This is a genomic window from Streptomyces sp. LN549 (assembly GCF_043203805.1).
Taxonomy (GTDB): Bacteria; Actinomycetota; Actinomycetes; order Streptomycetales; family Streptomycetaceae; genus Streptomyces.
The window spans coordinates 1,901,622-1,914,970 of sequence record NZ_JAZHRI010000002.1; the positions used below are offsets into that span (position 1 = coordinate 1,901,622).

General features: G+C 62.4%; 8 protein-coding genes, 3 rRNA genes and 1 pseudogene. 6 read left to right on the top strand and 6 right to left on the bottom strand.

Going from position 1 to position 13,349, the window contains the following annotated elements:
- Window positions 1-30 precede the first annotated feature (30 nt).
- The gene (locus tag SH922_RS08305; RefSeq protein WP_393056499.1) at window positions 31-1,443 is read left to right on the top strand and encodes a hypothetical protein; all 1,413 of its coding nucleotides are present in this window, start codon (window positions 31-33) and stop codon (window positions 1,441-1,443) included.
- Window positions 1,444-1,668: 225 nt separating this feature from the next.
- On the opposite strand, the gene rrf is transcribed toward SH922_RS08305, so the two are convergent.
- The 4 genes and pseudogenes from rrf to SH922_RS08325 all read right to left on the bottom strand — a co-directional run.
- A 5S ribosomal RNA gene (gene rrf, locus SH922_RS08310) occupies window positions 1,669-1,785 on the bottom strand.
- 111 nt (window positions 1,786-1,896) lie between these two features.
- Window positions 1,897-5,021 (bottom strand): 23S ribosomal RNA (locus SH922_RS08315).
- A 307-nt stretch (window positions 5,022-5,328) separates the two neighbouring features.
- Window positions 5,329-6,854, bottom strand: a 16S ribosomal RNA gene (locus SH922_RS08320).
- Together the 16S, 23S and 5S rRNA genes form the textbook arrangement of a ribosomal RNA operon.
- A 576-nt stretch (window positions 6,855-7,430) precedes the next feature.
- Window positions 7,431-7,826, bottom strand: a pseudogene (locus SH922_RS08325) (DNA-3-methyladenine glycosylase); the annotation flags it as partial.
- A gap of 68 nt (window positions 7,827-7,894) precedes the next feature.
- On the opposite strand from SH922_RS08325, the gene SH922_RS08330 reads away from it, so the two are divergent.
- From SH922_RS08330 to SH922_RS08350, 5 genes are all read left to right on the top strand, one after another.
- On the top strand, window positions 7,895-9,343 hold the full coding sequence (locus SH922_RS08330) for a recombinase family protein (RefSeq protein ID WP_393056501.1): 1,449 nt from the start codon (window positions 7,895-7,897) through the stop codon (window positions 9,341-9,343).
- A gap of 256 nt (window positions 9,344-9,599) precedes the next feature.
- Window positions 9,600-9,806, top strand: coding sequence for a hypothetical protein (locus SH922_RS08335; RefSeq protein WP_393056503.1), 207 nt, complete (start codon window positions 9,600-9,602; stop codon window positions 9,804-9,806).
- Window positions 9,790-10,314, top strand: a complete 525-nt coding sequence (locus SH922_RS08340) for a DUF6879 family protein (RefSeq protein WP_393056505.1) — start codon at window positions 9,790-9,792, stop codon at window positions 10,312-10,314. Before SH922_RS08335 ends, SH922_RS08340 begins: the two co-directional genes overlap by 17 nt.
- Window positions 10,311-11,144, top strand: coding sequence for a helix-turn-helix domain-containing protein (locus tag SH922_RS08345; protein ID WP_393056507.1), 834 nt, complete (start codon window positions 10,311-10,313; stop codon window positions 11,142-11,144). Before SH922_RS08340 ends, SH922_RS08345 begins: the two co-directional genes overlap by 4 nt.
- A 292-nt stretch (window positions 11,145-11,436) precedes the next feature.
- Window positions 11,437-11,676, top strand: a complete 240-nt coding sequence (locus SH922_RS08350; protein ID WP_393056509.1) for a hypothetical protein — start codon at window positions 11,437-11,439, stop codon at window positions 11,674-11,676.
- 35 nt (window positions 11,677-11,711) lie between these two features.
- Here the strand turns inward: SH922_RS08350 and SH922_RS08355 are convergent, their stop codons facing one another.
- Window positions 11,712-12,296, bottom strand: a complete 585-nt coding sequence (locus tag SH922_RS08355) for a recombinase family protein (protein ID WP_393056511.1) — start codon at window positions 12,294-12,296, stop codon at window positions 11,712-11,714.
- A 665-nt stretch (window positions 12,297-12,961) separates the two neighbouring features.
- Window positions 12,962-13,312 (bottom strand): hypothetical protein, encoded by a 351-nt coding sequence (locus tag SH922_RS08360; protein ID WP_393056513.1) that lies wholly within the window; start codon window positions 13,310-13,312, stop codon window positions 12,962-12,964.
- Window positions 13,313-13,349: the final 37 nt, after the last annotated feature.

The following is a 13,349-nucleotide window of genomic DNA, read 5'->3' on the forward strand; positions in this document are numbered from 1 at the left end:
CAGCTCCTGGCGGACGTCCTTGTCGATCTCGTGACCGGTGACGTCCTCAGGGATCGGAAGCCGCTTGATGGGCTCACGGTCCCGGTCGTCACGACGCTCGTACCCACCGCGGTCGTCGCGCCCGCGGTAGCCGCCCCTGTCCCGGTCGTCCCGCTGACCGCGATAGCCACCGCCACCGCCGCGGTTGTCGTCGCGACGGAATCCGCCACCGGAGGAGGAACCACCACGGCTGTCATCACGACGGAAGCCACCGCCGGAGGAGGAACCGCCACGGTTGTCATCGCGGCGGAAGCCACCGCTGCGGTTGTCGTCATCGCGACGCGGGCCGCGCGGCCGGTCGTCACGACGCTCGAACCCACCACTCGGACGCCCACCACGGTCATCGTCCCGACGCGGAGCCCGGTCATCACGGCGGAACCCACCGCCGGACGAAGAACCACCACGGCTGTCATCGCGGCGGAAGCCACCGCCGGAGGAGGAACCGCCACGGTTGTCATCGCGGCGGAAGCCACCGCTGCGGTTGTCGTCATCGCGACGCGGGCCGCGCGGCCGGTCGTCACGACGCTCGAACCCACCACTCGGACGCCCACCACGGTCATCGTCCCGACGCGGAGCCCGGTCATCACGACGGAACCCACCACCGGACGAAGAACCACCACGGCTGTCATCGCGGCGGAACCCACCGCCGGAGGAGGAACCACCACGGCTGTCATCACGGCGGAACCCACCACCGGAGGAGGAGGAACCGCCACGGTTGTCATCGCGGCGGAAGCCACCGCTGCGGTTGTCGTCATCGCGACGCGGGCCGCGCGGCCGGTCGTCACGACGCTCGAACCCACCACTCGGACGCCCACCACGGTCATCGTCCCGACGCGGAGCCCGGTCATCACGACGGAACCCACCACCGGACGAAGAACCACCACGATTGTCATCGCGAGGGAAACCACCGCTGCGGTTGTCGTCATCGCGACGCGGGCCACGCGGCCGGTCGTCACGACGCTCGAACCCACCACTCGGACGCCCACCACGGTCATCGTCCCGACGCGGAGCCCGGTCATCACGACGGAACCCACCGCCGGACGAGGAACCACCACGATTGTCGTCACGACGGAACCCACCACCGGAGGAGGAACCACCACGGCTGTCATCACGACGGAAACCGCCACCGCCGGCGCCGGCGCCACCACGGTCATCACGACGGAAGCCACCGCCGGAGGAGGAGGAACCGCCACGGTTGTCATCACGACGGAAGCCACCGGACGAGCTGCCGCCACGGTTGTCATCACGACGCGGCGCACGATCCCGGTCACGGTCGTCACGACGGAAACCGCCGCCACCACTGGTGGGCCGGCTGTCGTCACGACGGAAACCGCCGCCACTGGTGGGCCGACTGTCATCGCGACGGTCTCCGCCGCGGTCGTTGTCCCGCCGCTGGCCGCCTGACCGGTCGTCACGACCGCCGCTGAAGCCGCCCCGGTCACCGCCGTCCCGGCGACGCGGCTCGCGCTCCGAACGATCGTCGGGAGAGTTGGTGGACATCGGTGGTGCTCCTGTCATCGGGTACTACAGACATTCTTGCGCAGCCGGACACCCGACGCGCTTCGGAAAAAACAAAAAGGACCCTTGGTCCCAGCGTTGAACGCTGGGACCAAGGGTCCTTCAAAGATTGTTCGGCGGCGTCCTACTCTCCCACAGGGTCCCCCCTGCAGTACCATCGGCGCTGAAAGGCTTAGCTTCCGGGTTCGGAATGTAACCGGGCGTTTCCCTAACGCAATGACCACCGAAACCCTATCGGGTTCTAGCGAACAAGCACACTTTTCAATTAAGTAGTGAAGCTGTTCAACCGGTGCGATAACTGTTCGCAACCCGGGAACAACACAGTGGACGCGAGCAACTGAGGACAAGCCCTCGGCCTATTAGTACCAGTCAGCTCCACCCGTTACCGGGCTTCCACATCTGGCCTATCAACCCAGTCGTCTACTGGGAGCCTTAACCCTTCAAGAGGGTGGGAATACTCATCTCGAAGCAGGCTTCCCGCTTAGATGCTTTCAGCGGTTATCCTTTCCGAACGTAGCCAACCAGCCATGCCCTTGGCAGGACAACTGGCACACCAGAGGTTCGTCCGTCCCGGTCCTCTCGTACTAGGGACAGCCCTTCTCAATATTCCTACGCGCACAGCGGATAGGGACCGAACTGTCTCACGACGTTCTAAACCCAGCTCGCGTACCGCTTTAATGGGCGAACAGCCCAACCCTTGGGACCGACTCCAGCCCCAGGATGCGACGAGCCGACATCGAGGTGCCAAACCATCCCGTCGATATGGACTCTTGGGGAAGATCAGCCTGTTATCCCCGGGGTACCTTTTATCCGTTGAGCGACAGCGCTTCCACAAGCCACTGCCGGATCACTAGTCCCGACTTTCGTCCCTGCTCGACCCGTCGGTCTCACAGTCAAGCTCCCTTGTGCACTTACACTCAACACCTGATTGCCAACCAGGCTGAGGGAACCTTTGGGCGCCTCCGTTACTCTTTAGGAGGCAACCGCCCCAGTTAAACTACCCATCAGACACTGTCCCTGATCCGGATCACGGACCCAGGTTAGACATCCAGCACGACCAGAGTGGTATTTCAACGACGACTCCACAACCACTGGCGTGGCCGCTTCAAAGTCTCCCACCTATCCTACACAAGCCGAACCGAACACCAATATCAAACTATAGTAAAGGTCCCGGGGTCTTTCCGTCCTGCTGCGCGAAACGAGCATCTTTACTCGTAGTGCAATTTCACCGGGCCTATGGTTGAGACAGTCGAGAAGTCGTTACGCCATTCGTGCAGGTCGGAACTTACCCGACAAGGAATTTCGCTACCTTAGGATGGTTATAGTTACCACCGCCGTTTACTGGCGCTTAAGTTCTCAGCTTCGCCGACCCGAAAGTCAGCTAACCGGTCCCCTTAACGTTCCAGCACCGGGCAGGCGTCAGTCCGTATACATCGCCTTACGGCTTCGCACGGACCTGTGTTTTTAGTAAACAGTCGCTTCTCGCTGGTCTCTGCGGCCACCCCCAGCTCAGGAAGCAAGTTCCCTCACCAGTGATGGCCCCCCTTCTCCCGAAGTTACGGGGGCATTTTGCCGAGTTCCTTAACCATAGTTCACCCGAACGCCTCGGTATTCTCTACCTGACCACCTGAGTCGGTTTAGGGTACGGGCCGCCATGAAACTCGCTAGAGGCTTTTCTCGACAGCATAGGATCATCCACTTCACCACAATCGGCTCGGCATCAGGTCTCAGCCTTAATGTGTGACGGATTTACCTACCACACGGCCTACACCCTTACCCCGGGACTACCACCGCCCGGGCTGGACTACCTTCCTGCGTCACCCCATCGCTTACCTAGTACAAGTCTGGTTCGTCGGCTCCACCACTACCCTCAACTCCGAAGAGATCGGGCCGGCTTCACGGACTTAGCATCGCCTGATTCAGTATTGGGCGTTTCAAAGCGGGTACCGGAATATCAACCGGTTGTCCATCGACTACGCCTGTCGGCCTCGCCTTAGGTCCCGACTTACCCTGGGCAGATCAGCTTGACCCAGGAACCCTTAGTCAATCGGCGCACACGTTTCTCACGTGTGTATCGCTACTCATGCCTGCATTCTCACTCGTGAACCGTCCACAACTCGCTTCCGCGGCTGCTTCACCCGGCACACGACGCTCCCCTACCCATCCACACAGGCGTTGGCCCTATATGTGTGAATGACACGACTTCGGCGGTACGCTTGAGCCCCGCTACATTGTCGGCGCGGAATCACTTGACCAGTGAGCTATTACGCACTCTTTCAAGGGTGGCTGCTTCTAAGCCAACCTCCTGGTTGTCTCTGCGACTCCACATCCTTTCCCACTTAGCGTACGCTTAGGGGCCTTAGTCGATGCTCTGGGCTGTTTCCCTCTCGACCATGGAGCTTATCCCCCACAGTCTCACTGCCGTGCTCTCACTTACCGGCATTCGGAGTTTGGCTAAGGTCAGTAACCCGGTAGGGCCCATCGCCTATCCAGTGCTCTACCTCCGGCAAGAAACACACGACGCTGCACCTAAATGCATTTCGGGGAGAACCAGCTATCACGGAGTTTGATTGGCCTTTCACCCCTAACCACAGGTCATCCCCCAGGTTTTCAACCCTGGTGGGTTCGGTCCTCCACGAAGTCTTACCTCCGCTTCAACCTGCCCATGGCTAGATCACTCCGCTTCGGGTCTTGAGCGCGCTACTAAATCGCCCTATTCGGACTCGCTTTCGCTACGGCTTCCCCACACGGGTTAACCTCGCAACACACCGCAAACTCGCAGGCTCATTCTTCAAAAGGCACGCAGTCACGACTGCATGTGCAAGCACATACAGCGACGCTCCCACGGCTTGTAGGCACACGGTTTCAGGTACTATTTCACTCCGCTCCCGCGGTACTTTTCACCATTCCCTCACGGTACTATCCGCTATCGGTCACCAGGGAATATTTAGGCTTAACGGGTGGTCCCGCCAGATTCACACGGGATTTCTCGGGCCCCGTGCTACTTGGGTGTCTCTTAAACGAGCCGTTAATGTTTCAGCTACGGGGGTCTTACCCTCTACGCCGGACCTTTCGCATGTCCTTCGCCTACATCAACGGTTTCTGACTCGTCTCACAGCCGGCAGACCGTGAAAAAGAGATCCCACAACCCCGCATGCGCAACCCCTGCCGGGTATCACACGCATACGGTTTGGCCTGATCCAGTTTCGCTCGCCACTACTCCCGGAATCACGGTTGTTTTCTCTTCCTGAGGGTACTGAGATGTTTCACTTCCCCTCGTTCCCTCCACACTGCCTATGTGTTCAGCAGTGGGTGACAGCCCATGACGACTGCCGGGTTTCCCCATTCGGACACCCCCGGATCAAAGCTTGGTTGACAGCTCCCCGGGGCCTATCGTGGCCTCCCACGTCCTTCATCGGTTCCTGGTGCCAAGGCATCCACCGTGCGCCCTTAAAAACTTGGCCACAGATGCTCGCGTCCACTGTGCAGTTCTCAAGCAACGACCAGCCACCCATCACCCCACCCTTACAGGCGAGTTCACTGGGGCCGGCGTTTGAAGGCAGCCTTGCGGCCATACCTTCAGACACCCAACAGCGCGCCCAGTACCCGGAATCCAATCGGTTCGTTTTCCACGCTCCTAGGAGCAGTACTTACGACCCGGTTGAACCACCAGGTACTGAATAGTCAACGTTCCACCCATGAGCTGACCACCGCCGAACATTTGCCGGCGTAGTGGCTCTGGATTCCTTGCGGAATCTAGATGCTCCTTAGAAAGGAGGTGATCCAGCCGCACCTTCCGGTACGGCTACCTTGTTACGACTTCGTCCCAATCGCCAGTCCCACCTTCGACAGCTCCCTCCCACAAGGGGTTGGGCCACCGGCTTCGGGTGTTACCGACTTTCGTGACGTGACGGGCGGTGTGTACAAGGCCCGGGAACGTATTCACCGCAGCAATGCTGATCTGCGATTACTAGCAACTCCGACTTCATGGGGTCGAGTTGCAGACCCCAATCCGAACTGAGACCGGCTTTTTGAGATTCGCTCCGCCTCGCGGCATCGCAGCTCATTGTACCGGCCATTGTAGCACGTGTGCAGCCCAAGACATAAGGGGCATGATGACTTGACGTCGTCCCCACCTTCCTCCGAGTTGACCCCGGCAGTCTCCTGTGAGTCCCCATCACCCCGAAGGGCATGCTGGCAACACAGAACAAGGGTTGCGCTCGTTGCGGGACTTAACCCAACATCTCACGACACGAGCTGACGACAGCCATGCACCACCTGTATACCGACCACAAGGGGGGCACCATCTCTGATGCTTTCCGGTATATGTCAAGCCTTGGTAAGGTTCTTCGCGTTGCGTCGAATTAAGCCACATGCTCCGCTGCTTGTGCGGGCCCCCGTCAATTCCTTTGAGTTTTAGCCTTGCGGCCGTACTCCCCAGGCGGGGAACTTAATGCGTTAGCTGCGGCACCGACGACGTGGAATGTCGCCAACACCTAGTTCCCAACGTTTACGGCGTGGACTACCAGGGTATCTAATCCTGTTCGCTCCCCACGCTTTCGCTCCTCAGCGTCAGTAATGGCCCAGAGATCCGCCTTCGCCACCGGTGTTCCTCCTGATATCTGCGCATTTCACCGCTACACCAGGAATTCCGATCTCCCCTACCACACTCTAGCCTGCCCGTATCGACTGCAGACCCGGGGTTAAGCCCCGGGCTTTCACAACCGACGCAACAAGCCGCCTACGAGCTCTTTACGCCCAATAATTCCGGACAACGCTTGCGCCCTACGTATTACCGCGGCTGCTGGCACGTAGTTAGCCGGCGCTTCTTCTGCAGGTACCGTCACTTTCGCTTCTTCCCTGCTGAAAGAGGTTTACAACCCGAAGGCCGTCATCCCTCACGCGGCGTCGCTGCATCAGGCTTTCGCCCATTGTGCAATATTCCCCACTGCTGCCTCCCGTAGGAGTCTGGGCCGTGTCTCAGTCCCAGTGTGGCCGGTCGCCCTCTCAGGCCGGCTACCCGTCGTCGCCTTGGTAGGCCATTACCCCACCAACTAGCTGATAGGCCGCGGGCTCATCCTTCACCGCCGGAGCTTTTAACCTTCCCCCATGAGAGGGAAAGTGTTATCCGGTATTAGACCCCGTTTCCAGGGCTTGTCCCAGAGTGAAGGGCAGATTGCCCACGTGTTACTCACCCGTTCGCCACTAATCCACCCCGAAGGGCTTCATCGTTCGACTTGCATGTGTTAAGCACGCCGCCAGCGTTCGTCCTGAGCCAGGATCAAACTCTCCGTGAATGTTTTCCCGTAATCGGGTAGACACCACGAGAGCGGAACGACCAGGTCGGAATATGACCGATCGTCCACTGAATCCTCGCTGTGTGCATTGCCTACCAGGCCAGAGACCTGTTAGGACTTTTCAAAGGAACCTCGAACCTGCCGAAACAGGTCGGGGTATCAACATATCTGGCGTTGACTTTTGGCACGCTGTTGAGTTCTCAAGGAACGGACGCTTCCTTTGTACTCACCCTCTCGGGCTTTCCTCCGGGCGCTTCCCTTCGGTCTTGCGTTTCCGACTCTATCAGACAATTTCTTGTCCGATTCTCGGTCGAAGCGAGTTTCTCTATTACCTTCGAGGAATTCGCTTTCGCGTTTTCCCTTTCGGCGTGTCCACCACGTTAGCCGATTCCCCCGATTACTCATAATCGAGTCAGCTGGCCGAATTTCGGCATGCCGAAATCCGCACCCTCTGGGGTGAGTCGTAGGTAGTGGTTGGCCGCTTCGAGTTGCCCGGCATGCGATCCGAAGGATCGAACCAAAAGCTGTACCCGTCTCAAGCGGCTCGGACTACATTAGGCGTCCCCCAAGGGCGAGTCAAGTTGACCGGCGGCGTGGCACATGGGCCCTGTACGGGCTCACCGTGGGGTCGCCGTCGATCCAGAACCTCCATGGGTGAGTGGCCCCGTCACCGCCCACCCCCGTGCGGGGACCGCTGCGTACCTGGTCGCGGGGTGGAGGGGTGCCGTGCAGTACCGAGAGGTGCGCACCCGGGTGGGCGATGGCGTCGGTTCCGTCGAGTACCCGGTCGATGTCCAGAGCCGTCGCGAGGCGGGCCGGCCCTTTGGCCAGTTCTCTGTCGTTGCGGGCCGAGAATCGACGTTTGCGGGTGAGGTCGGCGCCCGTACGGATCTCACCGGCCCTGAGGAGCACACCGCTCGCCATGCCCTCCGGACCGCACACCAGGTTGAGGCAGTGCCACATGCCGTAGGTAACTCACTAGGCATGTATGTCGTTGGTCCGGCATCATCCGCAGGGCGACGACAAGTAGGAGACAGGCAGTGCGGGCGATCATCTACGCCAGGCTCAGCCCCACCCCGAGGGGCGAGGAATCCAAGGGCGGGAACCTGGCACAGCAGGTCGAGCTGAGTCAGGCGCTGTGCGACCGGAAGGGCTGGTCGGTCGTAGCCGTGGTCGTTGAGAAGGACACGTCAGCTTCGACCAAGCGGGGAACCAAGCGGAGTGCCGAGTGGGAGCGCGTCAAGGCTCTGGTGGAGGACGGCAAAGCCGACGCCATCGTGTCCCGCCACTACGACCGTATGTACCGCACCCCCTGGGATCTTGAAGACCTGGTGGACCTGGCCGAGGCGACCGGCGTCACGCTGGCCGCCGCACAGGCTCAGGGTGTGCTCGACCTGTCCACTCCGTCCGGCCGTCTCGCTGCCCGCATCGGCGCTGTGGTGGCTCGCAACGAGACCGAGATGCGAGTAGAGCGTCAGGTACTCGGACACCAGCGGCGCAGAGAGTCGGGGAGGCCCTTCTGGAGCACTCGCCCCTTCGGCTTCGAGCGGGACGGCCGGCATCGGGAAGCAGAGGCGGAAGCCCTCCGGCAGGCGTACCGGGATGTCCTGGCTGGCGTCACCCTCTGGTCCATCGCGAAGGACTGGAACACGCGTGGACTGCTCTCGCCGCACGGCAAGGAGTGGCGCAGCTCGAACCTTCGGATCGTCCTGTTGAAGCCGAGGAACGCGGGAATCCAGACGTACTCGCAGTGGGTCGAGAAGCCGGACGGGAAGCGCGTACGTCGGACCGAGGAGACCGGCGCGGGCAACTGGCAGGCGATCGTCTCCGAGGGCATATTCCGGGCCCTGGTCCGCTACCTGAGCGACCCCGAGCGCAACACGGGCGGTGGCGGCAAGCGCAAGGCCCTGTTGTCCGGCGTGGTCCGCTGCTCGAAGTGTCAGGCCGTCGTCACTCAAGGGTGGAGCAAGAAGAACGCGGCAGGCGAGCGGTACCGCATCTACACCTGTTCGGGTGGCCGGTGCATCACCTGCCCGGCGGACCCGCTCGACTCCTTCGTGGTCAGGAAGGTCATCGACAGGGCCGAGGAGTGGAACGCGGCACCGGCCACGGATGCCGCAGACGAGGAGCGAGAGGCTGAGCTGCTGGCCGAGGAGACGGCTGCCTCGGAGAGGCGCACCGCTCTGGCGGAGATGTTCGCCGTAGGGGACATCGACGCGTCGACCCTGCGGGCTGGCATCGGCAGGTGTGACGCCGACCTGACCAAGATCCGTGCCGAGCTGGCAGACCTGGCATCGCAGCGGGTGCGCGTCGACCTTGGCGACATCGAGTACCTGTGGGAGGAACTGGACTACGAAGACCCCGACCGCATCGACTACGTGAGGACCGTCGTCATGCAGGTCTGCGAGCGAGTCGAGCTGATGCCGCGCGGTCGAGGGGTCCGATCCTTCAAGGGCGAGCACTGCCGGATCACGTACCGGAACCCCTGAGATCCCAGCACGGAGAGTCGAGCCGGCCGTCGGTGCTCAGTGAGCACGGGCCCTGTCTGGCAAGAGTCGGGCAGGGCCCTTCGCCATGCCCGGTGAGGAAGGACCAAACATCCCTCAGAAGCCTCTGTGCGCCCCGTCGCTCCCCAGTTCATGCAACAACGTGCATGAGTCACGTCCGTGCATGGACGGCCACAGGCGGCACCCGTACGGTCGCCTCAGACGGCCCAACCGGGCCGACAGGTCAAGGGGGTTCCGCATGGCACGCGAAGAACTGACTCGACTCACTGGCAACGGCAACGGCACATGTGGAGAGGACGACTGCCCGAACGTCTACCGCACTGCTTCCGGCTCCATCGTGGTTCAGGGTGACGTGTCCGACGCTTTCAGTCCCCCGCAGGGGGAAGGGCTCGTGGAGATCCCCGAGCGCGTTCTTCGGGAGGCTGTTCGTGCTCTTGGATGGTGATGAGTGGCGGGCGACGCTCCGCGGTTTCCAGTCGGAAGCGTGGCGGCTGGAGACCCTGCCCCAGTACCTGGTTCCGCAGGAGACGGAAGAGCTTGAAGCCTTCCGGGCAGGCAACCGCGTCGACCCCCATGCCTACTCGTCCGCCTACACGGAAGACCTGAAGCGGCTGCGTGGCGAAGGGAAAAGCAAGGGGCGAGTGCACGTCCTAACTCGACCGCTCTCCGAGTACCTTCGCTTCGAGTTCTCCCGGTACTACGCCCCGCACGTGCTCGCCGGGGAGGACATCCGCATCCTTGACGTGACCGAGCGGGAGAACCCGCTGCCGGATGTCGAGGACTTCTGGATGTTCGACCGCTCGACGGTCGTCCTGATGCACTACGAGGGCGACGGCACGCAGATCAGCCGAGAGCTGTACGAGGGTGACCCTGCGCCGTTCATCGAGTGGCAGCGCATCACCGTTGCCGAGTCTGTTCCCTTCCTGGAGTACGCGGAGCGCGTGACGGAGTGACGTTCGAAGCTGAGCAGCTTGGCGAGTCCGGCACCGAACTCGCCTCTCTGCTTCGGGACTTGCGCAAGCGAGCCGGCCTCTCAGGGGACCGGCTCGCCTCGCGCTGCAACATGTCCCAGTCGAAGGTGTCTCGCATCGAGAACGGCCGGACACGGCCGTCTCTGGTCGACGTCGAGCAGATCTTGCGAGCTCTGGACGCTCCGCCGGGACTGGTCGCCGAGGTCTCCGCCCTCGCCAGGATGGCGAACACCGAGTGGCGGAACCTCCGAGAACTTCGGCGCAAGGGGCTCGGTACGAGACAGGCCGAGCTGAAGTCCCTCGAAGCGTCCTCCACGCAGATGCGGTACTTCCTGCTCTCGATGGTTACCGGACTGCTCGCAACCCCGGAGTACGTACGGGCGAGCCTGGCCCACTCGACATCCGACACGAGCAAGGCAGTGGCGGGGAAGCTGGGACGGCAAGCCGTCCTCTACGACGCCTCGAAGCGGTTCACGTTCGTTCTGACCGAGCAGGCGGTTCGCTGGCCGGTCGTCTCCCCACTGGCACTGGCCGAGCAGATGGACCGGCTGGCGTCCCTGTCCTACCTCCCGAACGTTCAGATCGGCGTGATCCCCGTAGGGACACCTACGCCCCGAACCCCTCTGAGTACGTTCACCACCTACGACGCCGCGTTGGTCACCATCGAGACGACAGCGGGAAGTCTCGTACTCCGCGACGGCCGAGATGTCCAGGCGTACCTGAAGGAGTTCGCCGGGTACGAGGAACACGCCCTCTTTGGCGAAGACCTTCGAGCGCGGCTCTCCGAGTGGTCCGCTGGTTGCCGTGCATGACTTCAGTCGACTACGCGACTGAAGCACCATCCCGTGCGCACCCCGGGGGGATCATCCTTCGGCAAGCGAACAGTCGGGAGGTCGCACGGATGAGCACACCCAAGACGACGATGGACGGGCCGGTATACGTGACCCTTCCCTCTGCACCGCCCGACCCCGTGTCGGGTTGTCGTGAGTGCCTTCGGTACGGCGTGGCTCGTGCGAACGCCACATCGGTCGGGGACTACTCGCAGGTGTCGGACGTGAACGTGGCCCTGCGGGTTCATCTCCGGAACGAACACCGGGAGCACTGATGGCGCGCACGGTTCTGCGGTTCGTGACGCACCGGATCGCGCAGCATCCGGACACTGACGTGACGTATGAGGCGGAGTGCCTGCACTGCAAGTGGAAGGCGGAGTCTTCGACGGACAGTGCTGAGGTCGACGTCGAGTGCATGAGCCATACCGGCCTGAGCAACCATCGTGGCTTCCGGCGGATCTGCACGGCGTTCGCCGTGGTGGTGCGGGCCGATGAGGATAAGCCCCCGGCATAGAGCCGAGGGCCTGTCTGAACTCATGCGCGCCCGTCTCAGGCGCTCTCTCCAAGGTGTCGGTACAGCGTGGCTCGGGAGATTCCGAGGGCCTTGGCGATGGCACTGACGCTCTCTCCCTTGGCCTTCCTGGCACGGGCCACGGTGAGTACATCCTCGTCCACCACAGACGGCCGGCCGCCGGTACGGCCCTGCGCCCTGGCCGCTTCCAGCCCGGCCCGCGTGCGGTCCTTGATGAGCGACCGTTCGAACTCCGCCATGGCCGCGATGATCTGGAAGAACAGGCGGCCATCGGCCGATGTGGTGTCGACGGAGGAGAGCGCACCGTCGAGCACGCGGAACCCTATGCCTCGCTCGCGCAGTCCATCGACGATGGACACAAGGTCGATGAGCGACCGGCCGAGCCGGTCAAGCTTCCACACGCACAGGACGTCGCCGGGTCGGGCGTAGTCCAGTACGGCCGTGAGCTGCGGCCGGTCGGTGTTCTTGCCACTGGCCGTGTCCTCGAAGATGCGGGCGCACCCTGCACCTGTCAGCGCGTCGTGCTGCAGCTGCCCTTCCTGGTCGTCGGTGGAGACGCGGGCGTATCCGATGAGCTGGCCGGTGGCAGTGGTCGTCGTCATGACACGGACCGTCTCAGAACTCATCTCAAAATATCAAGCCCAAGGCGGATGCTTCGAGACGGGTTTTGAACAGGGCTGCGCCCTCTCCCGGGGTCGCTCTCATCTCGTCTCACAAACCTTGGTTTTCGAGACGGCTCTACTCGGTCACACTGCGCCACAGTCGACGGTCAGCGGCGCGGGAGTGAGACATCGGGAGGGGTGGGGGTATGACCCCCTGAAGGGGTCTTGACTGACCGCCATGTCTTAGCAGCCAGGATTCCGCCACGGTTTCAGGTCCGTCTGACGATCCCCGATAGTGGCGGCGAGTGGATATCACCTGGTCACAGGCTTGCCATTCGCCGACAGCGACGGCGGAAGCATGTAAGGAACAGGGCCTTACGGCTGTGACAGTGGGGCGCGGCAGCGCCCCCGCGGTCTTGCTGGCTTGCCCCTGTCGGCCCCTCTCGGGGCCGCACTGTCGTAGGCCACTTGAGACTGTGGCGGCCGGTAGGCCGCCCCCTGCCGCTTCCCCTTGCCCTTGCCCTTGCCCTTGCCCTTGCCCTTGCCCTTGAGCCTGACCGCTTTCCTCTGAGCCAAATAGATAAGAGAGCACGCGAACGTTTCCGCAGGTCAGAGCCTATGCCGCTACACGCCAGACGTGCTCTGACTACACGCCCGAGATGTAGTCACCGGTCCTGATGGAGGCGGCAGGGGACTGGCGCACCCTTGCCCTTCTGGAACAGATGTGAAGGCAGGACTAGGCAGGCGGCACCGGAACGGGGCGAGACAAGGTCGAGTTCCTTGGCGCGGGCCACCGCGTTGCGGGTGCTCTGGTCGGACAGCGACTTGCCGTCCTTGGCCAATAGGGCGGCCAGCCGGCCGGGCTGGAAGCCTGCGTGTCCTTGCCGGTCTGCCCACCCGATGGCAGCGAAGTGGACGCGGTAGGCGAGTGGGTGTCCCGGGTGCTGTGCCATGCGCCGGTACTCGTGCTGGGAGACTCCGCCCCACGGGCGGTCATGGCCGAAGCTGATAGCCACTGGGGGTGGCTCCTTCCTGTGCGGCGCACACGAGTGC

Excerpts from the sequence above, each read along its gene's own strand:
- SH922_RS08350 (WP_393056509.1), top strand. The coding sequence starts at position 11,437 with ATGGCGCGCACGGTTCTGCGGTTCGTGACGCACCGGATCGCGCAGCAT.
- SH922_RS08355 (WP_393056511.1), bottom strand. The coding sequence starts at position 12,296 with ATGACGACGACCACTGCCACCGGCCAGCTCATCGGATACGCCCGCGTC.
- SH922_RS08335 (WP_393056503.1), top strand. The coding sequence starts at position 9,600 with ATGGCACGCGAAGAACTGACTCGACTCACTGGCAACGGCAACGGCACA.